Origin of the sequence: Mucilaginibacter terrigena (assembly GCF_004168255.1) — a bacterium.
Classification (GTDB): Bacteria; Bacteroidota; Bacteroidia; order Sphingobacteriales; family Sphingobacteriaceae; genus Mucilaginibacter; species Mucilaginibacter terrigena.
Window position 1 is genome coordinate 524,163 of the sequence record NZ_SEWG01000002.1, and the last position, 23,658, is coordinate 547,820.

Below are 23,658 nucleotides of genomic sequence, written 5' to 3' on the forward strand. Positions count from 1 at the left end.
AGTAAAAATTATAGCGAGTTTCTTAATGATGTTATCATTTTGACAAGTATTTCGTATTCGTTGTAAAGTTCCTGAAACGAAACCTCACTTATGTAAGTTCTTCTTTTTGCTATAAATAGACAGCTAACAACTTCAATAGCAGAACGAAGCGAATAGTTTAAAAATAACTTAAATACAGCTTTGCTTTGTCCTGTAGAACCTTCCGCAATATTTAAAACAACCGAATCGGCGGCTCTTTTGATCTGCGAAGTTAATACGTAGACTTCGTCTTTAGGGAAAGTTTTAGTAAGTTGATTTATTTGTTCACCCAAGTCTAAAGCTTTTTGCCAAACTTGTAGGTCTTCAAACCTAAATGCCATTAACTGAGATTTTGTTTTTTCTTACCATGAACTATGAACCATCAACTATGAACTCCTACGCTATCACTTTCAGCGTCTGCTGCACAAATCTCGCTTTCTCTATCGCTTTCTCTCTGTCGTTATCTATAATGGTAACATGCCCCATTTTGCGGAAAGGCTTGGTAAGCGCTTTGCCGTAAAGGTGTACGTAAACACCATCGCATTTTAAGATCTTTTCTATTCCCTGGTAAATGGCGGGGCCTTCGTAGCCGGCTTCGCCTAAAATGTTTACCATAATGGCGTTGCTGCGGCAGGCGGTATCGCCAAGGGGCTGATCGAATATAGCGCGCAGGTGCTGTTCAAACTGCGATACCACATTACCCTCAATGCTTTGGTGGCCGCTGTTGTGCGGGCGCGGGGCCAATTCGTTCACCAATATTTTGCCGTCTTTGGTCAGGAACATTTCTACCGCCAGGATGCCAACAATGTTTAGCGTTTCGGCAATGCGTTTGGCAATGTTCTCGGCCTCCATTTGCACTTCAAAGGGGAAGGTAGAGGGAGAGATCAAAAACTCCACCAGGTTGGCTTCGGGGTTAAACTCCATCTCTACCAGCGGGAACGTTTTGACCTCGCCGCTTTCGTTACGGGCTACTATTACGCCTATCTCTTTTTCAAAATCAACCATGCGCTCTATAAGGCTGGGTTCGGTAAAGGCATTGGTCAGGTAACTTGCGTCGTTAACGCGGTAAACGCCTTTGCCATCGTAACCATCGCGGCGCAGCTTTTGAATGTACGGGAAAGGTATATGGCTTTGTGCCAGTTGCTCGGGCGATGAGATCACCTGGAACTCGGCCGTTGGGATCTCGTTCTCTTTAAAAAATTGCTTTTGCAGGCCTTTATCCTGGATCAGGCGGATAATGCGCGATTGCGGGTAAACCAGCACGCCTTCCTTTTCCAGTTGCTCCAGCGCGTCAACGTTTACTTTTTCAATCTCGATGGTAAGCAGGTCAACCTTTTTGCCAAAGTTGTAAACCGTTTCATAATCGCCCAGCGAACCTACAACAAACTCGTTGCAAAGCCGGCGGCAGGGTGCCTCGCGGTCGGGGTCGAGTACCTTTACGGTAACGTTATAATTTATTGCCTGCTGTATCAGCATGCGCCCAAGCTGGCCGCCGCCTAATATCCCTAATTTTAAATCGCCGTAAAATGCTTTCATGTATAGGCTGCAAATTTACCTAAATCTTTTAAAAAGCGGTTGAAGAATTATTTGTTGTAAAATATCCGGCAAACTAACTGTTAATAAAGCTGTTTTAATTGTCACAAATTGACCAGAATAGGCATATGGGTACGCAAAAATACCTTAAAAACACCTATATTTGCGCTGTTTTTACACACCACATACTCTTTCATGAAAACCAAAATAGCAGTAGCAAAAGGTGACGGTATAGGCCCCGAAATTATGGCCGCCGTACTCCGCATATTTGAAGCCGCCGATGTACAGCTCGATTACGAGTACGTAGAAATGGGAAAATCTTATTTCGACGCGGGCCACTCAACCGGCATGACCGCCCAGGCTAAAGAAACCATCGAGCGTTTAGGCTTACTTTTTAAAGGCCCAATGGAAACCCCAAAAGGTAAAGGTGTAAAAAGCATCAACGTTACTGCCCGCAAGGTTTGGAATACCTATGCAAACCAGCGCGATTTTAGATCGCTGAATGGTGTTAACACTGTTTTTTCAAAAGCAGGGATTCCTATTAACTTAACAATCGTCCGCGAAAATATTGAAGATACCTACGGAGGCATAGAGCACTTGCTAACCAACGATGTTGCTGTTGGCCGCCGTATTATTACCCGCCCCGGTTCGGCGCAGGTGATCCGTTATGCTTTTGAAATGGCGCGCCGTAAAGGTTATACCAAACTGGCCTGCGGGCACAAGGCCAATATCATGAAACTTACCGACGGCCTTTTCCTGGAAACCTTCCAGGAGATAGCTAAGGAGTACCCGGATATCGAATCATCAGACATTATTGTTGATGACCTATGTATGAAGCTGGTATCAAGGCCGGAACAGTTCCAGGCTATTGTACTAACTAACCTGCAGGGCGATATCGTATCTGACCTGTGCGCCGGCTTAGTAGGCGGTTTGGGCTTTGCCCCATCTGCAAACATTGGTGATAACATTTCGATATTTGAAGCGGTGCACGGTACAGCGCCGGATATTGCAGGCCGTGGTATTGCTAACCCAACCGCTTTGTTATTATCAGGTATATTAATGCTGCGTTATTTAGGTTTTACAACCGCCGCGGCTAATATCGAAAACTCGTTGCTGTATACGCTTGAGCAAGGCATACACACCGGCGATTTTGGCGACAAAGAGATCCCATCGGTTAACACCGATACCTTTGCTGATGCGGTGATTGCCAACCTGGGCCAGATCCCGGCGAAAGGCGCCGTAGTTGGCCAGCCGGATATGGAAGTAAAAGCCAATCACGATCATCCGTTAAAAAATAAATTAACCGTTACCAGCACCACTACCAAGGAAGAAATGGTTGGGGTGGACGTGTTTGTACAGTCGAACGCCCAGCCCGATGAGCTGGCCGCCCTTGCGCAGCGCAAGCTTACAGATAACTTCCAACTGGTAATGATATCAAACCGCGGTACACAGGTATGGCCGACAGGCTCTATTTTTACCGAGCTGGTGAACGAGTACCGCATCCGTTTCGAAAAAATAGAAGGCAGCGAGATCACCCAGAAAGAGATCCTGCATATCGCAGCCGACCTGTCTGAAGACTTTAAAGTGTGCTCGGTTGAGTTCCTAATGAAGTTTGACGGCAAAATTGGCTACACCCTGGCGCAGGGGCAGTAAGTATAAAGTATAAAGTTCAAAGTCAAAAGTTCAAAGTCAAAAGTAAAAGTTAAAAAAAAGGCCTGTCCGAAAATAATCGGACAGGCCTTTTAGTTTGTGATATTTGCCAACTGCCAACTGCCAACTGCCAACTACATTTTAGTCGCTGTCAACCGTTTTGTGGCCTACCTGGTCGTCGGCCTCATTGTTTATTTTTTTAACGTAGATCTCGTCCACCAAAATAATAATGATAGACAGCAGGGGTACAGCCAGTATAATACCCAGTACGCCTGATAGCACCCCCATTAATACCTGGCTTATAATGGTTAAGGCGGGCGGGATGTTGATCATCTTTTTTTGGATAAGCGGCGTAACTATATTGCTTACTATGGTTTGCGAAATGATATAAAGCAGGGCCGTTATAATAGCTGTATTAAGGTCTTTGGTTAACGCAAGCAATACGCCGGGGATCATTGCCGCCAGCGAGCCGAAGTTCGGTATAAGTTTTAATAAGCCGGTTAGCAGGGCAAGTACCAGGGCTACCGGTATGCCAATAAAAGATAAGCCCGTGCTTATCATTACAAATATAAGTACCATAGATAGCATCATGCCCTTTAGCCATCCTTTTAAGGCCTGGCTGGTACGGTCGATAACCTTTTTGGCCATGGGCTTATTTTGATCGGGGAAAAGCCTGATGATACCATCTTTATACAGCGAGGGGGTGGTAGTGAAAAATATCCCCAAAAACATGATGATATAAATATTACCCAGCACACCAAAACTGGTGCTGAAAAAGCTTTGGGCAGTGGCGAAAAGCTTGTCGGTATTATCATCGGCAAAATACTCGAGTATTTTTGCGCCAATAGGGCCTTCACCAAGTTTGATCTTAAAATTGTTAATGGTTTGGGGTAAACTTTCGCTTAAAATGGCTATTTGCCCTTGTATGGTAGTGCCCATCACCCAAAGCAGGGTGCCCAGTATCAGGAACGAGCCTACCACAGAAATGGTCATGCAAATTTTGCGGTTCCATTTGGTTTTACGCTCTATGATATCGCCCAGGCCATGAAAGTACACGGCAATTAACGAGCCCGCTAATACCATCAGCAGCACATTAAAGGCTACGCGGGCAATTAATATGGCTACAACCAGCAGAGCTACAATAGCTACGGTATGCCATACTTTTTCAATATAGGTTAGTTCTTTTTTAGAGGCTTTTTCGGAGATAGGTTTTTTATCGGGCATTGTGTGCTGTTTGGTTACGTACATAACACACATAGCGCCCGTAAAAGTTTTAAACCTTATTAAACAAGGTGTATTAAATTGTTAAAAGGAGATTTTGTGGATAAAAAATAGGTGAAAACACGGTATGTAATGATTATAAACAGTTGTATATTAGATTAATGGAAAGGTTGTGAGCTGAATTGCACACCCCAGACCGCCTAAATCTTATCGCATCATGAAAAAATTATCATTAATATGCCTGTGCATGCTATGCGGCACAATTGCTTTTTCTCAAAATGCCTTCCAGGATGCTAAAACCATTGTGAGGATAAAAAAGGAATTATCATTTAAAAAGGATGAATCCGGAACGAAGGTCGACACGATCACCGCCATTTTAAAAAAATATGTGCAGGGAGATAAGGACGCTAAAACTGTAGAAAGCCTCAAAGACAGATATAAATTCAGTACCTATATTACTAACCTTATTACTGACAATGCAGAAAAAGAAAAAAAAGTAAGTATCCCCTATATAAGAGATCATATAAATGCCAAAGGCCTGAATTTATCAAAGGAAGACGTAATAAAAGTTGACAAGATCAAAAAACTGTTTAAAGAGTTAGATCTTTTAAAATCTAAAGAGATACTATCTTTTAGAAAAGTAAAAGATAGTATTGACCTGTCTTCAGATAGCGCACAGATATCCGCACGGTATTCTGACATTGTCAACGAAGCTTACAGCAAATTGAAAAAGGCGTATAAATTGCCTGATAGTATTGGCGGCCTGCGCAAAATTAAGGATACGTTGGTATACCTGATGCCTAAGATCAATTCATCCATAGAAAGTTATAACTATGAAATAACGAAAAGTTTCACGAGCAGTAAAGCGTTAATGGATCAAGCAACCACAAATATCGATCTGAGGTACGATCAGGATAAGGAAACTTTTAATATTAGCGCTAAACTGGAAACAGAACAGCAAACCGGCCTGGCTGCAACGCAACAAAAAGCCGCTGCGTCTATGGCTTTGCCAAGCCAGTCGGAGATAATTGACGCTATGGCAATTTACCTGGTTAACAGGGTTAAATCCGAGGCTTCACTCGCCTTTATCGATCTGGTTCGGAACAAGCTAAAATCTGATACAATACTATTGGACCTGTTTCCGAAAACGCGCGAATTAATTTCAAATTTTTCTTCATATGAGTCGCCAAATTTTGGCCAGTCATGGCGCCATGCGTTTGCAGCCGACCTGATAACCATACCCGATAAACTTGCTACAGATAAAAACCTGGAGAGATATGCCGAACAGACACTTGGGGGCTCAAATACACAGTACTATAGGTTTTTTAAAATGGCGGTACAACTGGCAACAATGTCAAGAGACAACACAAATTTTATTGACATTATAGAATATATGGCCCAGGACCTTAACAATAGCGATGATTATTTTTTAAGCAATTACATCCGGTTCCTTAACATGATCAATAACGAGTTTTATGTAAAAGGGAGTAATACCTACTGGATAAATTATGTACAGTTTAATCAATTGAACGCCGAAGAATTTCAAATATTGGCGGCCTTATTAAAGCAAAAATACGAAAACGGAATTTTTAAAGTTATCCCGTTAAGGTTAGACGATACTGGTACGGCAAATAGTATTTCCATTAACGACTTCCGCGCATGGATGTCGCGGATATTTTTTGTTATCAATCAATACCAGGTTGCTTTGCAAAACAATTCGGCAAATTTTAAAGATAAGATCCATGATGTTAGCAGTTATTGGACCTTTATAGGCGATTCGTTCAAGCGTTTTACCAGTATGGAGAACAACCGCTTCATCTTACAAAAAGACGCTGCGTCTCCTTTCGCTAAGCAGAATGACAAATATTTGGGTTATATAAACACAATAAATACAACCTTTCAGGAGCTAACGGGATTGTACGGGGCTATTGAAGATAAAAATTATCCGCATGTGCTTGAAAGTGTGTTAGAATTAATTAAAGGCCTGGAAAAGCCACAATCGCGTCAGCGGCGCATTTTTGTAAAATATTTTATCGATAAGCAACATCTTACAGAACGCGAAATGAGGGTGTGGTTTCAAGAGCCGAACAATCAGGAATTTTTCAGTTCGGTTCAGCGCTTTCAGAACGATTACGAGAAGCAGATGGTTGCAGATACCTTAACTGCCGATAGTAACAGGATGATTACGGTGGCCCGGAAGTTTAAAGGCATACCTGGTTATCAAAATTTCTTTAGAAAAGGATTCATTGAAAATAACAGCAACCACATCGCCGATTTTACAAAAAATTATAACGCACGGTTGCAAAATTATTACGATACCCGCTACTCGGGCTTTATCAAAACAACCAATTTTATAAATGATGTTATGGTAACCGGTAACAGCGATGACTTGAGCAAGGTTATAGCATCATACGCGTCGCCGCCACAATCGTACCGTATAAAACGTAACAGCCGTTTCTCGATAGACCTTAACGCCTATGTGGGTTTAACAGCCGGGTTCGAAAGTTTTGAACACCCGAAGATCGCTTACGGCCTTACCGCACCCATTGGTGTAGCATTTAGCTGGGGCTATGCTGATAAAGAGGCAGGCCAGCCCTACATAAAAAAGGATGGACAAGTAACTTATTTAAAGGGTAATTCGTTTTCGGTAGCGTTAACCATTATTGATATAGGCGCGGTTGTAAGGTACCGTTTCAGTAACGATTCGGCCGAAGGGTTGCCTAAAGAAGTTAATTTTTCGCAATTTTTATCGCCCTCGGTACAACTGCACTGGGGGATAAAAAACACCCCGCTTGATTTTGTTGTGGCTTACCAGTACCTGCCCAACCTGCGTAAATTAGGCGACCCGGATGTGCCTGCCGCCCCAAAAACGTTTAGGTCGCTATCAGCAATATACGCAGGGCTGGTGTTCGACCTGCCATTAATGAATTTTAAACATTAGTTATTATTGATGTGATGCCTTTACCTTATAAAAATAAGCGATCAGCTTTTCGATACTGCCCAGGCTGTAGCGGTCGTTGCGGATCTGCTCAACTACTTCGGGTTCATCGGCCATCACTTCGCTCATAATATCGGTAAAGTTTTCGTGGGTAAGGTGCTGCATCTTAGCGGTATTACTGCCGTAATAATAACTTAGTTTGGTGTTGTTGCTGCCACCACCGCCGCCGCCAATGTTTATGCCCACGCCGCCGCCGTACGATGTGCCATAGGTGCCTGTGCCAATACCCATTGATGGCGATACCTGTACCTTTTTGCCACCGCCGCCACTGCCTGCGCCGCGGGTAGCATAAATTTTTATTTCCTCGTTTACAGCCACGCGCACAAAATCAAACTCCTTTTTGGCCCAGGTTTCGTTGCCGGGGGCATGTGCCACCACAAAGCTGTCCTTACCCGCCACAAACGATTGCAGGTCGCTGGTGCTGAGGTAGTATGGTGTCGATTTTTCCTCGTCCTTAAATTCAATAAAGCCTTCATCTTTTATAGGTCCTCTGCCACCGGGGTTGGGGTGGATAAAGCCATCGGTTTTAACGCCCTTAACATCAATAAAATAACCTGGAAGCCATTTTTGAGCATTCGCCGTACTGCTTGTTACCAGCATACACAAAACCATAAGCGCTGCCGAACCAAGATATTTGAGATGTTTTTTATAATTAGTAATCATACGATCTTTTTGGCATTTGGCCTGTTCTGTAAAAAGTTAACAGGTCCTCTATATCACCATAACGGAAAGTTTTATCTTTAATTTTAGCCACCACTTCGGGTTTATCGGCCAACAGCGTGCTCATTACTTCGATAAACTGCTTCTTCTCTAATTTTGTTACATTATCGGGGCTGCTGCCATAATAATATGTTTTTTTAACACCGCCGCCAACTGAGGTGCCCACGCCAACACCCATCCCAAAGCCGCCTGTAAAGCCGCCCGTATTTATCATCAGCGGGATGCCGTTCTTCATTACTTTATTGGTGTACAGTTTGGTGGGGTTATCCAGCAACACCGTCATAAACGGGCTGTTTTTAAACAGCACGTTGTGCGATACCGTGATGCTGTCGTCGCCCATGATAAACGACTTGACCTTGTAATAGGGGATAGGGAACACTTCCGATCGTTCATCGGCGCGGTATAGCACCATGTCGCCATCTTCGTATTCGCCTTTGCGGGGTGGCGCCCATGATACCAGCCCGTCGAAGATCTCGCCGCTGGTATGGTAAACCCTGCCCTCGAACCATTTGCGGCTGGGGCCCTGGGCATCGGCTGGTAATGAGCCGGCCAGGATGAGGATTATGAATATTATTTTACGCATGGAATTAATTATTACGGGACTGCATCGATTGAGGGTAATTATCAGTACGATAGAAATATAACAATTCGTTCAATTTACTTATTTTAAATGTTTTATCCTGTACCCGTTTTACCACATATGGTTTGCTGGCAAGTGCCTTGCTCATCACCTCGATAAAATTCTTTTTATCAAGGCGCGTGGTATGGTCCGGGTCGCTGCCATAATAATATTTGGTATCGCTGCTCGAAAAGGAGGGCGTCATTACCATATTACCACCCGCACCCATCATCATGCCCCCACCGCTTGATGACAGCATAGTAAAGCCGTATATCTTAACGTTATTATCCAACAAAACTTGTAAGAAAGGTGCCTTCTCAAAATCTTTATTTGTAGCTACCACAAAGCTATCCATCCGGGCGCTATCATTTTTGATGGAGAATGATCTTAGTTCGATATTTTTTAGTTTGATTTTCTCAGCCTTTTTGTCGGTTTTAAAAAATATGTTATCCCCCTTGTTACCAAAAATAGATTTTGCCGGCGGCGACCACGAGATCAGCCCCGTATGTTTTACGCCAACCGAATCGTAATAGTAGCCTTCATCGTAATGCTTGCCAAATAATTGCGCTTTAGATGAAAGTGCAACACTTAAAATACAAAGCAAGAGTAAAATTTTCTTCATAAAATGGTTTAGATTTGAAACCAAATATAAAATATTTTTTGACATGATAACTGTAGATCTGCGCAGCGATACCGTAACAAAACCAACCCCCGGCATGCTCGAAGCCATGTGGAGCGCCAAAGTTGGCGATGATGTTTTTGGCGAGGACGAAACCGTGAACGCGCTGGAAGAAAAAGCTGCCGCGATGTTTGGTATGGAAGCCGCCATCTACTGCCCGTCGGGCACCATGACCAACCAGATAGCCATCAAGTGTTTCACCCAGCCCCTTGATGAACTGATCGCCGACCAAACCGCGCACGTTTATCGTTACGAGGGTGGTGGCATCGCGTTTAATTCGGGGGTATCAACCCGCTTATTGAATGGCTACCGCGGCATCCTTACTGCCGAAATGATAGCGCCCGAGATCAACGAAGAAAATATCCATTACCCGCACACCAGTTTAGTAGTGCTGGAAAATACGGTGAACAAGGGCGGCGGAAGCTGCTACACCCTTGAACATATAAAACCAATTGCCCAACTGTGTAAACAGCGCGGCCTGAAATTGCACCTGGATGGTGCCCGCATTTTTAACGCCCTTGCCCATACAGGCGACAGTGCTGCGGATTACGGCAAGTATTTCGATGGTATTTCGGTTTGTTTATCAAAAGGCCTGGGGGCGCCGGTAGGCTCTGTTCTGCTGGCTGATAAAGCCACTATAAAGTATGCCCGCCGTATCCGTAAAGTATTGGGTGGTGGCATGCGGCAAGCGGGTTTCCTGACTGCCGCGGGCATCTATGCTTTAGACCATCATGTAGAAAGGTTGAAGATAGACCATGCCCACGCGCGTATCCTGGGCGAAGAACTGGCTAAATGCCCCTTGGTTACCACCGTGGTACCTGTAGAAACCAATATCGTTTTATTTGATACCACCGAACCTGCCGAAGCCATATTGGCTAAACTTACCGCCAAAGGCATTAAAGCCAACAGCACCGATACCCACCGCATCCGTTTTGTAACACATTTGGATGTACATGCCGAAGGGGTAGAGTATGTGGTGGATGTGTTGAAAAGTATGTAGCCCCACCCAAACCCTCCCCGAAAGGGAGGGCTTTAAAATAAAGTCTCCCCTATCGGGGGAGATTTAGAGGGGGCATTAAAACTTTCGACTTAAACGCATGTTGTATCCTACACATGACCCGCCTCGAAAAAAAACTTGAAAAAATTGGCCGCGACCCCAAAATAACTGCTAAGGCAGTTGGGCTTCACTATGCGGCAGACTCAGTGCCCGGTTACACCCGTAAAAGATCCGGCAAGGGGTGGACATACCTTGACGCCGACGGCAAAACGGTTAAGGATAAGGAACTGGTAGAGCGGTTCAATAAACTGGTGATACCACCGGCTTATACCAATGTATGGATCTCGCCGTATGATAATGGCCACCTGCAGTTCACCGGCACCGATGCCGCTGGGCGCAAGCAATACCGGTATCATGCACACTGGAACCAGATCCGCAATCAATCAAAATATCACCGGCTGCAAACTTTTGCGGCGCACCTGCCGGCCATACGCAAACAGGTTGACCACGACCTTGCCCGTCATAAGCTCGACCACGAAAAGGTAGTGGCCCTTGTGGTGCGCCTGATGGAACTGACCAGTATCCGCGTAGGGAACGAATCTTACAAAAAATTATATGGCTCGTTCGGTTTAACCACCTTGATGGATAAACATGTGAAAATTGAGGGAAATAAACTCAATTTTCAATTTAAGGGCAAAAAGGGGGTGATGCACAAGGTTGCCCTGCAAAGTAAAAAGCTGGCCAAACTGGTTAAGCAATGCCGCGATATACCGGGGAAAGAGCTGTTTCAATACTACAATGATGATAACACCCGTTGCACCATAGGCTCGGGCGATATCAACACGTACCTGAAAGAAATTACCGGCGAGGATTTTACCGCCAAAGACTTCCGCACCTGGGCGGGCAGCGTAAGCGCCCTTTATGCTTTTAAACAGCAGGGGGAGTTTAACACGGTATCTGAATGTAAAAAGAAAATAGTAAGCGTGCTGGACGAAGTAGCCATAAGCCTGGGTAATACCCGTACCGTTTGCAAAAAATACTATGTACACCCCACCGTAATAAAAAGCTACGAGGAGGGCACCATCTTTAAATACATCTCGGCGCTTGATGAGGATAAGGACGTAAAATCGGCAGAGTTAAATATCGCCGAAAAGGCCCTGCTGGATATTTTAGAGAACGAGAAACTGGCGGAAGCGAGTTGAATAAATACCGGGCGTAATTGCGAGCGTAGCGTAGCAATTTTCGACCTACTTGTCGCCGCCTTTTCTATCGAAGATTGCCACGCCGCTATCGCTCTTCGCAATAACGGAGTGGTTTCCTTTCCACCAAAAAAGGTCGATCGGGCTTGCCCCAATCAACCTTAGTGGTTAACTATTAACTGATCTGATTATTTTCCTTTTTTGGTATAGATATATACTACTCCGTACTTAGCTTTATCACCATATTTCTTCACAGTATCAGCGCTTGTACTGGTGCTTATCCGGTCTATATCAAAAGCCGATAGCTTTTTCATCTCGCTTTCGCTGGCCACTTTACCGTCAATTACTATCAGTTTATCAGATATGCGCTCCATTGTGTTAAGCCTTAAGGCAGTAGTTACACTGGGCGAAAAGGTTACGTTGTTACCCGCTACAGCATAGCGTTTTGAGGGTACTTCGCGTACATAAACTTGTTTTCCGTTAGCCGTTCCATAGCCTTTTACAACCACAGCGGTATCAAACTTTAAGGTATTGGTACCATAACCCTGCACAACAACTTCGTTCAGCCTGTCTTCGTTTAACGCTAATTTATCGCCGTTAACAACGGTTAAATTGCTTACGGTGCCGCGTACACCAGATAATGAAGGGAGCAGGGTGGCTGTACCGCTTAATGCTTTAATATCGTTTGTACCACCAGCTATACGTATGTTGGTTACCTGGCGATTTATGCCAAGCTTTTCGGCAAGTTCATTTCCTTCTTTCGAATCTTTTGTGGTAATAAAAACAACATGGCGGTTGTTATTAAAAGTGTACTCGGGGTTGGCGCCAAGTAAGGTTTTTATTTTATCGGCGCTTATAATATTAACGCTTAATATGTTTGACGGGGCTATTTGCGAGAATTTGGTGTTGCTGATCTTTTTGCCGTTCAATACCACATTCATCGAATCTATGTCGCTGTTTGATGATGTGCTGATATAAAACTTCTGCACTTTACCGGTATCAGCTTTACTAAAGGCAAATACCTGGTTAAACCTAATGGTATCGCCATCCACTTTTTTTGCGGCAACGGCCGGTTTTGTTTTTTTAACGGGTACGGTATCGGTAATGGCCATAGCGGTTTTAGCAGCTTCTTTAATGGCAAGGGTAACGGGTTTAATAGCAACCGCAATTTTATGTGTTATCGGTTTGGCAACATCGGCCTTTGATAGTGTAAACACCAGCAGCAGGGCAATAACGGCAGGCACTACAAACGCATAACGCGTAAGTGTAAACCTCGAAGATCTTTTTGCGTTCATCATGATTATGCGTTTTTTTATGATTGAAATATTAAAATGGTTTACAATACCGGGCGTGGTAGCGTTAAAGCTTACGTTCACCAGGCTGTATTGGTAAGTTTTACTGTCGAAGCCTTTGTTAAGGATCTTGCGGTCGGTTATAAACTCGATGTTTTCGCGCACGGCCTTTTTCATCAGCCATATACCGGGGTTAAACCAGTAGAATATGCTGCTTAATTCGGCCAGCAAAATATCAATGGTATGCCAGCCGTTTACGTGCACCTGTTCGTGCAGCAGTATAGCTTTCAGGTCGGCAGGGGTGTGGTTATTGGGGTTTACGTAGATGCTCCTCCAGAACGAAAAAGGCGCGGCCTCGCCCTCGATAAGCCTTACGTCATGGTTGTGGATGCGCGCCGGCTGCGACCTGCGGTACAACTGGAACAGCGAGAACAGCTGCATCAGTAACCTGAATGCCAAAAATATAGCCCCGGCCCAAAATATCACGGTTGCCCATTGCCAGTAGTTGGGCTGGGTTAACGGCTTTATAAACGATTGCGCGGGCGCCTGCCAGTTTAATACAACGGTTTGTACAGGTTTGGCCAGGGTTTCGTGGCGCAGTGCAAAATCGCTCAGGTCTATTTTAGGATAAAGGGTAGCAAAAAGTATGGCAACCATTAAATACGCCCTGTTAAGCGTGTAAAAGGTTAGGTGGCGTAGCACCAGGTAGTAGCCCGCGCAAAACAGCAGCAGTGCAATATTTACTTTAAATAAAAATACAAATAAGGCTGGCATTGTATTATAATTTAGGTTTTTCTATCAGGTTAAGGATCTCTTTTAACTCGGTAGCGCTTATTTTTTTCTCGTTAGCGAAAAAGGTAACCAGGTCTTTGTACGAGTTTTTAAAATAGTCGCTTACAAAGCCGCTCATAAAGCGTTTTTTGTATTCCTCTTCGGCTATGGCCGGGGTGTAGCGGTACGAGTTACCAAGCTTTTCGCCGTTTACAAAACCTTTGCGTTCCAGGTTCTTTATGGTGGATGCAAGAGTAGTGTAAGGCGGTTTAGGGTCGTTCATCTGGTCCAAAAAATCCTTAATAAAACCGGTACCTGCCTGCCAAACGGCCTGCATCGCTTCTTCCTCTTGTTGTGATAATTTCTCCATGCTATCTACGATTATTTCGTAAACATACGACTATTTCGTAATAATACAAATTGTTTAACAAATTTTAACAAAAAATATATTTGGCAACTACCGGCTTTTATAATACGATTTAGCAGTACATATCGTTTTATGAATCAGTTACTTGGGGCAATACAGCTTTGCTTTTGGCTAAATTATATTAGTTTTGGGTACCGAAAAAAATAATTAATTACTCACTATGCCTATCACAACCACAGTTATAACCGGTGCAACATCCGGTATAGGTAAAGAAACTGCCATGGCACTGGCTAAAAAAGACCATGCCATTTACCTGCTGGTACGCGATACCGAAAGGGGCGAAGCGCTTAAACAGGAAATTGCAACCGCTACAAAAAACAGAAACATTTATGTTGTGCACTGCGACCTGGCCGACCTGGAAAGCGTGCGTAATGCGGCCGGTATATTAAAGAGCAGCCTGCTGGGTATTAATGTATTGATAAACAACGCCGGCGGTATTTTTGACGAGCGCCTGGAAAGTAAGGATGGTTTTGAAATGACCTTTGCTGTAAACCACCTGGGGCATTTTTTATTAGTGCAAAGCCTTTTGCCCATATTAGAGAAAGGGCAGGCACGTATTATCAACATAAGCTCGGAGGCGCACCGTATGGCCAAACCAAACTTTAACGATCTGCAATGGGTTAAACGGCCCTACTCGTCATGGAAGGCTTATGGCACCGCTAAATTGTTTAATATATATTTTACCCGTTCGCTGGCATTAAAGTACGGGCCAAAGGGCATCAGCGCCTTTGCGCTGCACCCCGGTATGGTTAACACCGGTTTTGGCGCCGGCCTTACAGGCTTTGGTAAAACATTGATGTGGCTGGCCCGGCCGTTTATGATATCGGCAGAAACAGGGGCGCTTACCAGCGTTTACCTGGCATCGGCCGCGCGTATAGATACCAAAAGCGGTAAGTATTTTAAAAACAGGCACCCGGCAGGCACATCGGCAGCGGCAACCAACGAGGTTGGCCGCGACAGGCTGTGGGAATTAAGTATGGAACTTATTGAACCATTCCTGGCCTAACTTATTCGTAAAAAAAATTCGACTTGATTGCTATTATTAATAATTTGCTTTAGTTTAGAAGTTTAAACACACAACCAATAAATGAGGATCAATAAAAAATTACTGGCAACAATGGCGCTGCTATCCGTAGTGGTATTTATGGCCATGTCGCCGGCTGCAGCCCCGGCCGATGATGATAAAAAGTTTACTAACCTTAAGGTTTTACCAAAAGATATTTCGGACAAAGAACTGCACAAAGTAATGGAAGAGTGGGAGCACGCTTTAGGCGCGCATTGCAGCTTTTGCCATGTACGTAACGAGGATACCAAAAAAATGGATTGGGCCAACGATGCCAAACCCGAAAAGGAAATGGCCCGCGATATGTACAAAATGACCCAGGCCATCAACAAAAAATATTTTCACTCTAAAAAGGATAGCACCAATATGGTTGTAGAAAGCAATGTTAATTGCTACAGCTGCCACCGTGGCGTGCAGCACCCCGAAGTGGTAAAGGCTTCTGAGTTGCCCCGCCCGCCGCGTACTGCCCCAAATGGTAACAAACCGCCCGAAGGCCAGCAGCCGGCACCCGAAACCAAACCGTAATTTGCTCAACCAAAATTAAAAGGCCACAAAGATTTTTACTTTGTGGCCTTTTACTTTACCCTCCATGTCATTCGAGCGAGCATGGGGTGGCCTGTGAAATGGGGCGACGAGAAATCTTATACGCCATGCATGTTGCTAACTTACTGCTCGTATAAGATTTTTCGCTGTCGCTCAAGAGATAGTTTCTCCTCGTACCTCGTTCGAAATTACAATCGGCTATTTCACTTTGTCATGCTGAACGTAGTGAAGCATCTGATAGCCGACATGCTTATAGGCGATTGCACAGTTCGCCAATAGATCCTTCGCTCTCGCTCAGGATGACAAAGAGAACTTTTGTCGCCGCAGGGTCTCACATCGTGGACCCTGCGTTGCCTTGCATGCGGGCGCAGGGTCTCGTTCCTAAGACCCTGCGAGGACGGAACTATGATATTATCCCAATTGTCATGCTGAACGTAGTGAAGCATCTAATAGCCGATATGCTTACAGGCCATTGCACAGTTCGCTAATAGATCCTTCGCTCTCGCTCAGGATGACAAGGGGTTATTAGGTATCTATAAATTCTGTGCTATTACAAAACCACTTGCCCATGCCCACTGAAAGTTGTAGCCACCCAGCCAGCCGGTAACATCCACACATTCGCCGCCAAAGAACAGGCCGGGTACTTTTTTGCTTTCGAGGGTTTTGGAGGAAAGCTCGTTCGTGTCTACGCCGCCTGTCATAACCTCGGCTTTGTCGTAACCTTTGGTACCGGCGGGTTTTACTTTAAATTCGTGTAGTAAAATGCTAATGTCCTCCAGTTCCGTTTTTGTTAACGATGCCAGGTTTTTATCGGCAGGGATATAATCTACCAAAGCCTCGGCAAATTTGCGAGTGAATAAGTTGGAAAGATAGGCCAGCAGCATTTTCTTACCGTTCTGCTCGCGTTCCTGTAATATCAGTTCTATGATATCCTTACCTGGCAGCAGGTCGATGTAGATATGCTCGCCGGGCCTCCAGTACGATGAGATCTGCAAAATGGCCGGGCCGCTTAATCCCCAATGGGTAAACAGGATGTTCTCTTCAAAACTTGCCCTATCGTTCCACACCCGGCAAAAGATACTGTTGCCGGATAGTTGCTCGTACCAGGGCTGATCCTTACCGGTTATGGTAAGCGGCACCAGGGCAGGGGAGGTTTCGGTAACGACTATCTCAAATTTACGGGCTACGCGCAGGCCAAAATCGGTAGCGCCCATTTTTTGGATAGGCAGGCCACCGCTGGCGATAACCACTTTCGGCGCGAAAAGTATTTGCTGTTTATCGTTCCTTGTAATGGTGATATTAAAGCCATTTTCAACCTGCTCAACACATATAACCTCGGTATCGCACCAGATCTCCTGGCCCAGATCATTACACAGGTTTGTAAAAACATTTACCACATCTTTAGCCTTGTCGCTCACCGGGAAAAGCTGCCCAAGTGTTTTTTCCTTGCCTTCAATGCCGTAGGTCTCAAAAAAGTTAACGGTATCATCAACGGTCCACTGCGCTAATGCCGAGCGGCTAAAATGTTCGTTCTGCGAGATAAATTGCTTGTGGGTGGTGTACAGGTTGGTGTAATTGCACCTGCCGCCGCCGCTGATCAGGATCTTGGCGCCAACACGGTCGTTCTTCTCCAATACCAACGTGCGCTTGCCTAAAAAGCCGGCTTGCACCGCGCACATAAGTCCGCAGGCGCCGCCGCCAATAATTATAGCGTCAAAAGTTGATTGTTTTGTTAAATTTGCTGTCATGGATGATGTTGCGCAAATATCAGAATTTGGAAAGATACTTATCTTTTTAATTACGGGTATCGTGTTTATCGGCGGTTTATTTTTTGTGAACCGCTTATTGGCGCCCCGTAACCCTAATTACGAAAAGCTAACCACCTACGAATGCGGCGAAGAACCAACCGGCAACGCCTGGCTGCCATTCAATTCGCGCTTTTATGTAATCGCTTTGGTTTTCTTGCTGTTTGATGTAGAGATGGTGTTTGTGTTCCCCTGGGCTACGGTGTTTGGCAACCGCGAGATACTGGCTACCGATGCCCGCTGGGGATGGATTTCGCTTACGGAAATGTTCATCTTTTTAGGGATACTGATACTGGGACTGGCCTACGTATGGCGCAAAGGCGACCTCGACTGGATAAAACCAAACGTAACCCTGCCCCAAACAGACGCCCGCATCCCGCAAAGTTTATATGACGACCTGAACGCCCAACAAGGCAACTTTAAAGTAAAAGAATTTAGCTTAGAGATAGCCCAACCTGCAACTGCAACCGCCACTGCCACTTCTTCTACCGCTACTGAGATAAGGAAGCCTATGTTTAAACCATCCTTTAAAAAACCAGCTAATGACGCCTGACCTGACCAACGAAAGCGGTGGAATAGTGATCACCAAGATGGACGACCTGCTGAACTGGGCAAGGCTATCATCGTTATGGCCCTTAAGTTTTGGTATTGCCTGCTGCGCGATAGAAATGATGGGGGCAATGGCTTCTACTTACGATTTGGATAGGTTTGGGGTGTTTCCACGACCTTCGGCCCGGCAGGCGGATGTGATCATCATAGCCGGTACGGTTACCTTTAAAATGGCCGAGCGCATTAAGCGCCTGTACGAGCAAATGCCCGACCCTAAATATGTGATATCAATGGGCTCGTGCAGCAACTGCGGCGGCCCGTACTGGCAGCACGGCTACCACGTGGTAAAAGGTGTTGACAGGGTTATCCCGGTTGATGTTTACGTACAAGGCTGCCCGCCCCGCCCCGAAGCACTGATAGGCTCTATTTTAGAACTGCAAAAGAAGATAGAGAAGGAGCATATTGTTGCGGGGGAGCAGGAGGTTTAAAAGTGAGCTTTCCTCCGCGCGTATCGCGAGCGATAGCATGGCAATCTCCAATAGAAAAGTTGTCGATTAGTGCTTTGTTAGGAATGGTAGTTTTAGATTGTGAAGCCTGTGGATGTTCATTTTCTTTGCCTTAGCCGCAAAGAAAACGAACCAAAAGAAAAGGCCAAGTCAAAGCGACGCTTCCGCCCGCCCTGCCGGTTCTTAACGCTTTCTCGCCGCATGCGCGGACTTCGACGCTAAACCGCCATTCCCGCCATATCCTCCGAAGGAGTCCTTTGGACCGGCCCGCCCGCTTTGACGTTTGGGCCAACGCTTTTATTAAACAAGAAATTATGGTTCAGGCAAGAGCCTGATGAACGGAACGTTAACCCTCCTGATGCGGCCTTAGCGCGTTGCGGATAGTACTGGCGTTGCTTTAGCACACCCTTTAATAGCGACGCGGTACAGCCGCGTGTTTTTTCTTTGGTTCGTTTCTTTTTTGCGACAAAAAAGAACGGCGTAGCCCTCTTAAGTGCCAAAGCAAAAACTAACACAATACGAAAAAATGAACATCCACAGGCTTCACAATCTAAAACTACCATTCCTAACGAAGCACTATTTAAAGAGGTCATTGCCACGCTATCGTTCGCAATGACATGGTTATATTGTGCGCGATGCTTTTACCTCTATAAACTTTTAAATGAACAACATGGTGGCACTATATTGTCAGTAGTTTTCAATTTAATTATCTGATTATTAACATTTTGTAAAAAAAAGCCTGCTTGTGAAAACGTGAACGTGAACATTTGTGCTCTTTTTAAGGTGTTTTAAATGGCATTTCTTTTCTACAGTTAATCTGCTACATTTGTTACCTATGCAAAAAATACTGGTAGCAAACCGTGGCGAGATCGCTTTACGTGTAATGCGTTCGGCCCGCGAAATGGGGATCAAAACTGTTGCTGTTTATTCTGAAGCCGACCGCAACGCGCTTCATGTACGTTATGCCGACGAAGCCGTATTTATCGGCGAGGCGCCCTCCAGTCAATCCTACCTTGTTGGCGATAAAATAATTGCCGCCTGTAAACAAACCGGTGCCGAAGGTATTCATCCCGGTTATGGATTTTTGAGCGAGAACGCTGCATTTGCAAGGCAAGTGCGCGAGGCGGGGTTGATATTAATCGGCCCATCGCCCGAGGCAATGGAAGTGATGGGTAACAAACTATCTGCCAAAGCAGCAGCGTTAAAATATAATATCCCCATGGTGCCCGGCACCGAAGAAGCCATCACCGATGTAAGCGAAGCAAAACTGCGCGCGGTTGAAGTAGGCTTCCCCATCCTGATAAAGGCCGCTGCCGGTGGTGGCGGTAAGGGCATGCGCATAGTAGATACTCCCGAAGGTTTTGAAGAACAAATGGGCCTGGCCGTATCCGAGGCTATCTCCGCTTTTGGTGATGGCGCGGTGTTTATAGAACGTTATGTATCGTCGCCACGGCATATCGAGATCCAGGTACTGGGTGATACGCATGGCAACATTGTGCACCTTTTTGAGCGGGACTGCTCGGTGCAGCGCCGTCATCAAAAGGTGGTGGAAGAGGCGCCATCTTCGGTACTTACGCCCGAAATTCGCGAGGCGATGGGCAAGTGCGCTGTTGATGTGGCACGATCGGTTAATTATACCGGCGCAGGTACGGTTGAGTTTATTATGGATGAGAAGCTGGATTTCTTTTTCCTGGAGATGAATACCCGCTTACAGGTGGAACACCCCGTTACCGAACTGATCACCGGTATCGACCTGGTGAAAGAACAGATCCGCATTGCCCGCGGCGAAGCCATCAGCTTTAAACAAACAGACCTGGAAATACAAGGCCATGCCATGGAACTGCGCGTTTATGCCGAAGATCCCGATAATAACTTTTTACCTGATATCGGTACCCTGCAAACCTATGTTACCCCAAAAGGCCCCGGCGTAAGGGTTGATGATGGTTTTGAACAAGGCATGGAGATCCCTATTTATTACGACCCGATGATAGCCAAGCTCATCACCTACGGTAAAGATCGCACCGAAGCCATTGAACGGATGATCCGCGCTATTGACGAGTATATCATCACCGGTATCACCACAACCTTACCATTCGGCAAATTTGTGATGCAGCACGAGGCTTTTACATCCGGCAAATTTGATACGCACTTCGTTAAAAAATATTTCACCCCCAAAAGCCTGCAAACCGGTAACGAAACCGAGGCGCTTATAGCGACCCTGATTATGGAGAAGCTATTGAGCGCTAAAAAGGTAGCTTTTGCCGAAAGTGCAGGAGTAGAAGAGAGTAATTGGGTTAGGAATAGGAAAAGCCCCCTCTAAATCTCCCCCGGTAGGGGAGACTTTATTGAAAATCCAATAAATCTTATTAATCCGCTAAATCCCGGTTTACACCAACCCCTCCAACTCCACTATCAATCCAACCTGCCCCGATATTATCTTTACTTTGGCTTCATCAATACTAAACCAGCTTGCACGGTCAATTTCGGGGAAGCTGGCTCGTTTGCCTGATCTGGGCGGCCACTCCATCTCAAAAAGGTTACTTACTATCTTCTCGTGATTTATGTCGCCTTCAACAGCCCAGGCATGTACGGTTTTGCCGCTTTTTTGCTTTACCGGTTGTAGTTTGATGAAGTTGCCGGTAATGGTTTGTCCCGTTTCTTCTTCAAACTCGCGTTGTGCGGCGGCAAGTGGTTCTTCTCCTTCAATATATTCACCTTTCGGGATGGACCATGCACCATCATCCTTTTTAACAAAAAACGGCCCGCCGGGATGTACCAAAAAAACCTGTAATAAACCATCTGTTAACCTGTATAATAGTATCCCCGCGCTTTGTTTTGGCATATAATTGTTTTGATGGCAAAATAGCAAAACACAAAGTATTATGGTTAGTTTTATGCAACAACATTCTGCATTAAACTTTATAGCTATGGAAGATACCCGCTGGAAAAAATTTAAGCTGTGTGGCGATTATAATGTTGATCTGCGCAGCCTGTACCTGGCCTGGAGCACACCTGCCGGGCTGGAGAAATGGTTTCTGCGCAAAGCGGATTTTTACACCGTGCCGCAGCGCCTTCGTGCCAACGACGAACAGATTGCCAAAGAGGACACCTATACCTGGTACTGGCATGGCCACCACAACGATATATTTGAAAAAGGCAGGATACTGGAAGCCAACGGGCAGGATCTTTTAAAGTTTAGCTTTACCGGTGGTAGTATCGTGACGGTTTCGTTCTCTACCCGAAATGGATTAACTATTATCGACCTGGAGCAAACAGACATCCCACAGGAAAACGACCCTGCCAAAAACCTGCTGGTACAATGCCAGATAGGATGGACCTTTTACCTCGCCAACCTCAAATCGGTTATGGAGGGTGGTAAGGACCTGCGAAATAAAAGGGTGGAATTGAATAGCTGTTTTAAGTAAAGCGCAATATTTTTACCCAAAAATAACTTAAACAGCTATGGTTTTCGTATTTCTTAAATGTAAATTTTCTTTCCAGGTAATTGAAAAAAATATTTGTAAATAGTTATAAATGAAGTACTTTTGGGTAGGATAAATAACCCCTAATTACCATAACCATGATCACAAAATTCAGATCGATAGCTGTTATAGCTTTATTAGCAACCGCAGTATTGTCTTATTCATCTTGCCAAAAAGATAATAAAACCACCACTACAAAAGACAATAGTTTAGCGATAGCTACCCAAATAGCCACTAATTTTTATAAATCAATTGGTAACACAATTGCAAGCCAAACCACTACAGGTTTACCAACTACTACCGGCGTACGTAACGGTAAAAAGGTTAACGACCTGACTTGCGGCGAACTTATTGAAGTGCCATACAATAATGTTTACACCAAAGGTGATAGCGTAAAAGATGTAATGATAGGTACAAACAAATATGTTGTTAGCTGTGATGGAACGCAGCCAAACGGTTATACTTACGCAGGTTCGTATGTAAATACCGGCTTTAGTCCGTATTCTACTTACGACAATAGCGTTGACGAGTATTACACACTTAAAGCTTTACTGCCCGGGTTTGCAAAAATGCAGGTTGATGGTAACCAGGTATCGGTTTATAAGTTTACTACTAAAAAAGATGGCGAGTACATGGAGCAACACAACAGCTATGCATTAAGCGGTTTAACCATTGATGCATCATCAAGGCCATTTGATATCACCGCAGGTACTGCAACTTTTTCATCAAATGGTACAAACGCGGGAAGAAACTTTAGCTACAATGGTACCATAACATTTTTAGGCAACCACAAAGCTAAAGTAGCTTTTGACGGTAAAGTATTTGATATCGAGATACTATAATATTACTACACAGAAATTTAAAAAGCGGTTAACGAAGGTTAACCGCTTTTTTTATGATGTTACAATAACACGCGGCACCCTCAAAAAACTGTACTTTTGCCATATGTTTACAGGAATTATTGAAACCTTAGGGAAGGTAACCGGTTTGCGCCACGAACAGGGCAACCTGCACATTACCGTGGAATCTGCTATTGTTAGCGAGTTGAAGATCGATCAATCGGTAGCGCATAACGGCGTTTGCCTAACCGTAATTGCTTTAAGCGGTGATACTCATACTGTAACCGCCATTGAAGAAACCCTGAACAAAACCAGCATTGGCTACCTTCAACCAGGCGAACCTGTAAACCTGGAACGCTGCATGCAAATGAATGCCCGGCTGGATGGCCACATCGTTCAAGGCCATGTTGACCAAACCGCCACCTGCACCAAATTTAAGCAACTTGACGGCAGCTGGGAATATACTTTTGAATATGATGCATCCTTAGGTAATGTTACGGTAGAGAAAGGGTCGATCTGTGTGAACGGCATCAGCCTTACCGTGGTAAACTCGGGGCCGAATTATTTTTCGGTTGCTATAATCCCTTATACCTACGAACATACCAACCTGCACAATGTGCGCGAAGACACAGTGGTAAACCTGGAGTTTGATATTATTGGCAAGTACGTGGCAAGGCTGATGAACAGGTCCTAATTATTAATAACCCTGTCATTTCGAACGAACCCGGGCCTGGATTGAGCGTTGGC

General features: G+C 44.9%; 23 protein-coding genes. 12 read left to right on the forward strand and 11 right to left on the reverse strand.

The window, feature by feature from the left end:
• Nucleotides 1–8 precede the first annotated feature (8 nt).
• Nucleotides 9–359, reverse strand: coding sequence for a four helix bundle protein (locus tag EWM62_RS06160; protein WP_129875777.1), 351 nt, complete (start codon nucleotides 357–359; stop codon nucleotides 9–11).
• A 55-nt stretch (nucleotides 360–414) separates the two neighbouring features.
• Complete coding sequence (locus EWM62_RS06165; RefSeq protein ID WP_129875778.1) at nucleotides 415–1,554, reverse strand: 5-(carboxyamino)imidazole ribonucleotide synthase; 1,140 nt, start codon at nucleotides 1,552–1,554, stop codon at nucleotides 415–417.
• Between the two features lie 192 nt (nucleotides 1,555–1,746).
• On the opposite strand from EWM62_RS06165, the gene EWM62_RS06170 reads away from it, so the two are divergent.
• Nucleotides 1,747–3,204, forward strand: a complete 1,458-nt coding sequence (locus tag EWM62_RS06170; RefSeq protein WP_129875779.1) for an NADP-dependent isocitrate dehydrogenase — start codon at nucleotides 1,747–1,749, stop codon at nucleotides 3,202–3,204.
• 138 nt (nucleotides 3,205–3,342) lie between these two features.
• Here EWM62_RS06170 and EWM62_RS06175 read toward each other — a convergent pair whose 3' ends face one another.
• Nucleotides 3,343–4,425: an AI-2E family transporter gene (locus EWM62_RS06175; RefSeq protein ID WP_129875780.1), complete on the reverse strand. Its 1,083-nt coding sequence runs from the start codon at nucleotides 4,423–4,425 to the stop codon at nucleotides 3,343–3,345.
• 214 nt (nucleotides 4,426–4,639) lie between these two features.
• Between EWM62_RS06175 and EWM62_RS06180 the strand changes: the two genes are divergently transcribed.
• On the forward strand, nucleotides 4,640–7,363 hold the full coding sequence (locus tag EWM62_RS06180) for a hypothetical protein (protein ID WP_129875781.1): 2,724 nt from the start codon (nucleotides 4,640–4,642) through the stop codon (nucleotides 7,361–7,363).
• A 3-nt stretch (nucleotides 7,364–7,366) separates the two neighbouring features.
• Here the strand turns inward: EWM62_RS06180 and EWM62_RS06185 are convergent, their stop codons facing one another.
• From EWM62_RS06185 to EWM62_RS06195, 3 genes are read right to left on the reverse strand one after another with little or no spacing between them, the layout of a single operon-like run.
• Nucleotides 7,367–8,083 carry a hypothetical protein gene (locus EWM62_RS06185; RefSeq protein WP_129875782.1) on the reverse strand — a complete coding sequence of 239 codons (717 nt, stop codon included), beginning with the start codon at nucleotides 8,081–8,083 and terminating at the stop codon, nucleotides 7,367–7,369.
• On the reverse strand, nucleotides 8,073–8,723 hold the full coding sequence (locus EWM62_RS06190; protein WP_129875783.1) for a hypothetical protein: 651 nt from the start codon (nucleotides 8,721–8,723) through the stop codon (nucleotides 8,073–8,075). Before EWM62_RS06190 ends, EWM62_RS06185 begins: the two co-directional genes overlap by 11 nt.
• Before the next feature lie 4 nt (nucleotides 8,724–8,727).
• Nucleotides 8,728–9,381 (reverse strand): hypothetical protein, encoded by a 654-nt coding sequence (locus tag EWM62_RS06195; protein ID WP_129875784.1) that lies wholly within the window; start codon nucleotides 9,379–9,381, stop codon nucleotides 8,728–8,730.
• A 43-nt stretch (nucleotides 9,382–9,424) separates the two neighbouring features.
• On the opposite strand from EWM62_RS06195, the gene EWM62_RS06200 reads away from it, so the two are divergent.
• Nucleotides 9,425–10,438, forward strand: coding sequence for a threonine aldolase family protein (locus EWM62_RS06200; protein WP_317127796.1), 1,014 nt, complete (start codon nucleotides 9,425–9,427; stop codon nucleotides 10,436–10,438).
• A 113-nt stretch (nucleotides 10,439–10,551) separates the two neighbouring features.
• Nucleotides 10,552–11,637: a DNA topoisomerase IB gene (locus EWM62_RS06205; RefSeq protein WP_129875785.1), complete on the forward strand. Its 1,086-nt coding sequence runs from the start codon at nucleotides 10,552–10,554 to the stop codon at nucleotides 11,635–11,637.
• 185 nt (nucleotides 11,638–11,822) lie between these two features.
• On the opposite strand, the gene EWM62_RS06210 is transcribed toward EWM62_RS06205, so the two are convergent.
• Nucleotides 11,823–13,700 (reverse strand): M56 family metallopeptidase, encoded by a 1,878-nt coding sequence (locus tag EWM62_RS06210; protein WP_129875786.1) that lies wholly within the window; start codon nucleotides 13,698–13,700, stop codon nucleotides 11,823–11,825.
• A gap of 4 nt (nucleotides 13,701–13,704) precedes the next feature.
• A complete protein-coding gene (locus EWM62_RS06215; RefSeq protein ID WP_129875787.1) occupies nucleotides 13,705–14,067 on the reverse strand; it encodes a BlaI/MecI/CopY family transcriptional regulator in 363 nt (120 codons plus the stop codon).
• A gap of 217 nt (nucleotides 14,068–14,284) precedes the next feature.
• Between EWM62_RS06215 and EWM62_RS06220 the strand changes: the two genes are divergently transcribed.
• On the forward strand, nucleotides 14,285–15,130 hold the full coding sequence (locus tag EWM62_RS06220; protein ID WP_129875788.1) for an SDR family oxidoreductase: 846 nt from the start codon (nucleotides 14,285–14,287) through the stop codon (nucleotides 15,128–15,130).
• 81 nt (nucleotides 15,131–15,211) lie between these two features.
• The gene (locus EWM62_RS06225; protein WP_129875789.1) at nucleotides 15,212–15,712 is read left to right on the forward strand and encodes a c-type cytochrome; all 501 of its coding nucleotides are present in this window, start codon (nucleotides 15,212–15,214) and stop codon (nucleotides 15,710–15,712) included.
• Between the two features lie 551 nt (nucleotides 15,713–16,263).
• On the opposite strand, the gene EWM62_RS06230 is transcribed toward EWM62_RS06225, so the two are convergent.
• On the reverse strand, nucleotides 16,264–17,478 hold the full coding sequence (locus tag EWM62_RS06230; RefSeq protein ID WP_129875790.1) for a BaiN/RdsA family NAD(P)/FAD-dependent oxidoreductase: 1,215 nt from the start codon (nucleotides 17,476–17,478) through the stop codon (nucleotides 16,264–16,266).
• On the opposite strand from EWM62_RS06230, the gene EWM62_RS06235 reads away from it, so the two are divergent.
• The gene (locus tag EWM62_RS06235; protein WP_129875791.1) at nucleotides 17,477–18,088 is read left to right on the forward strand and encodes an NADH-quinone oxidoreductase subunit A; all 612 of its coding nucleotides are present in this window, start codon (nucleotides 17,477–17,479) and stop codon (nucleotides 18,086–18,088) included. The two genes, EWM62_RS06230 and EWM62_RS06235, sit on opposite strands and share 2 nt — an antisense overlap.
• Nucleotides 18,078–18,572 (forward strand): NADH-quinone oxidoreductase subunit B, encoded by a 495-nt coding sequence (locus tag EWM62_RS06240; protein WP_129875792.1) that lies wholly within the window; start codon nucleotides 18,078–18,080, stop codon nucleotides 18,570–18,572. Before EWM62_RS06235 ends, EWM62_RS06240 begins: the two co-directional genes overlap by 11 nt.
• A gap of 236 nt (nucleotides 18,573–18,808) precedes the next feature.
• On the opposite strand, the gene EWM62_RS06245 is transcribed toward EWM62_RS06240, so the two are convergent.
• The gene (locus EWM62_RS06245) at nucleotides 18,809–19,090 is read right to left on the reverse strand and encodes a hypothetical protein (RefSeq protein WP_129875793.1); all 282 of its coding nucleotides are present in this window, start codon (nucleotides 19,088–19,090) and stop codon (nucleotides 18,809–18,811) included.
• Between the two features lie 335 nt (nucleotides 19,091–19,425).
• On the opposite strand from EWM62_RS06245, the gene accC reads away from it, so the two are divergent.
• Complete coding sequence (gene accC, locus EWM62_RS06250; RefSeq protein WP_129875794.1) at nucleotides 19,426–20,910, forward strand: acetyl-CoA carboxylase biotin carboxylase subunit; 1,485 nt, start codon at nucleotides 19,426–19,428, stop codon at nucleotides 20,908–20,910.
• A 66-nt stretch (nucleotides 20,911–20,976) separates the two neighbouring features.
• Here the strand turns inward: accC and EWM62_RS06255 are convergent, their stop codons facing one another.
• A complete protein-coding gene (locus tag EWM62_RS06255) occupies nucleotides 20,977–21,432 on the reverse strand; it encodes an NUDIX domain-containing protein (RefSeq protein WP_129875795.1) in 456 nt (151 codons plus the stop codon).
• Nucleotides 21,433–21,517: 85 nt separating this feature from the next.
• Between EWM62_RS06255 and EWM62_RS06260 the strand changes: the two genes are divergently transcribed.
• From EWM62_RS06260 to EWM62_RS06270, 3 genes are all read left to right on the forward strand, one after another.
• Nucleotides 21,518–22,015: an SRPBCC family protein gene (locus tag EWM62_RS06260; RefSeq protein ID WP_162499790.1), complete on the forward strand. Its 498-nt coding sequence runs from the start codon at nucleotides 21,518–21,520 to the stop codon at nucleotides 22,013–22,015.
• A 155-nt stretch (nucleotides 22,016–22,170) separates the two neighbouring features.
• Nucleotides 22,171–22,914 (forward strand): hypothetical protein, encoded by a 744-nt coding sequence (locus EWM62_RS06265; RefSeq protein ID WP_129875797.1) that lies wholly within the window; start codon nucleotides 22,171–22,173, stop codon nucleotides 22,912–22,914.
• 103 nt (nucleotides 22,915–23,017) lie between these two features.
• Complete coding sequence (locus EWM62_RS06270; RefSeq protein WP_129875798.1) at nucleotides 23,018–23,605, forward strand: riboflavin synthase; 588 nt, start codon at nucleotides 23,018–23,020, stop codon at nucleotides 23,603–23,605.
• Nucleotides 23,606–23,658: the final 53 nt, after the last annotated feature.

What these genes read in the sequence shown, in the direction of transcription:
- EWM62_RS06260 (WP_162499790.1), top strand. Translation starts at nt 21,518, where the DNA reads ATGGAAGATACCCGCTGGAAAAAATTTAAGCTGTGTGGCGATTATAAT.
- EWM62_RS06205 (WP_129875785.1), top strand. Translation starts at nt 10,552, where the DNA reads ATGACCCGCCTCGAAAAAAAACTTGAAAAAATTGGCCGCGACCCCAAA.
- EWM62_RS06265 (WP_129875797.1), top strand. Translation starts at nt 22,171, where the DNA reads ATGATCACAAAATTCAGATCGATAGCTGTTATAGCTTTATTAGCAACC.
- EWM62_RS06230 (WP_129875790.1), bottom strand. Translation starts at nt 17,478, where the DNA reads ATGACAGCAAATTTAACAAAACAATCAACTTTTGACGCTATAATTATT.
- EWM62_RS06220 (WP_129875788.1), top strand. Translation starts at nt 14,285, where the DNA reads ATGCCTATCACAACCACAGTTATAACCGGTGCAACATCCGGTATAGGT.
- EWM62_RS06200 (WP_317127796.1), top strand. Translation starts at nt 9,425, where the DNA reads ATGATAACTGTAGATCTGCGCAGCGATACCGTAACAAAACCAACCCCC.
- EWM62_RS06225 (WP_129875789.1), top strand. Translation starts at nt 15,212, where the DNA reads ATGAGGATCAATAAAAAATTACTGGCAACAATGGCGCTGCTATCCGTA.
- EWM62_RS06255 (WP_129875795.1), bottom strand. Translation starts at nt 21,432, where the DNA reads ATGCCAAAACAAAGCGCGGGGATACTATTATACAGGTTAACAGATGGT.
- EWM62_RS06170 (WP_129875779.1), top strand. Translation starts at nt 1,747, where the DNA reads ATGAAAACCAAAATAGCAGTAGCAAAAGGTGACGGTATAGGCCCCGAA.
- accC (WP_129875794.1), top strand. Translation starts at nt 19,426, where the DNA reads ATGCAAAAAATACTGGTAGCAAACCGTGGCGAGATCGCTTTACGTGTA.
- EWM62_RS06240 (WP_129875792.1), top strand. Translation starts at nt 18,078, where the DNA reads ATGACGCCTGACCTGACCAACGAAAGCGGTGGAATAGTGATCACCAAG.
- EWM62_RS06190 (WP_129875783.1), bottom strand. Translation starts at nt 8,723, where the DNA reads ATGCGTAAAATAATATTCATAATCCTCATCCTGGCCGGCTCATTACCA.
- EWM62_RS06215 (WP_129875787.1), bottom strand. Translation starts at nt 14,067, where the DNA reads ATGGAGAAATTATCACAACAAGAGGAAGAAGCGATGCAGGCCGTTTGG.
- EWM62_RS06235 (WP_129875791.1), top strand. Translation starts at nt 17,477, where the DNA reads ATGGATGATGTTGCGCAAATATCAGAATTTGGAAAGATACTTATCTTT.
- EWM62_RS06180 (WP_129875781.1), top strand. Translation starts at nt 4,640, where the DNA reads ATGAAAAAATTATCATTAATATGCCTGTGCATGCTATGCGGCACAATT.
- EWM62_RS06185 (WP_129875782.1), bottom strand. Translation starts at nt 8,083, where the DNA reads ATGATTACTAATTATAAAAAACATCTCAAATATCTTGGTTCGGCAGCG.
- EWM62_RS06195 (WP_129875784.1), bottom strand. Translation starts at nt 9,381, where the DNA reads ATGAAGAAAATTTTACTCTTGCTTTGTATTTTAAGTGTTGCACTTTCA.
- EWM62_RS06210 (WP_129875786.1), bottom strand. Translation starts at nt 13,700, where the DNA reads ATGCCAGCCTTATTTGTATTTTTATTTAAAGTAAATATTGCACTGCTG.
- EWM62_RS06270 (WP_129875798.1), top strand. Translation starts at nt 23,018, where the DNA reads ATGTTTACAGGAATTATTGAAACCTTAGGGAAGGTAACCGGTTTGCGC.
- EWM62_RS06165 (WP_129875778.1), bottom strand. Translation starts at nt 1,554, where the DNA reads ATGAAAGCATTTTACGGCGATTTAAAATTAGGGATATTAGGCGGCGGC.
- EWM62_RS06160 (WP_129875777.1), bottom strand. Translation starts at nt 359, where the DNA reads ATGGCATTTAGGTTTGAAGACCTACAAGTTTGGCAAAAAGCTTTAGAC.
- EWM62_RS06175 (WP_129875780.1), bottom strand. Translation starts at nt 4,425, where the DNA reads ATGCCCGATAAAAAACCTATCTCCGAAAAAGCCTCTAAAAAAGAACTA.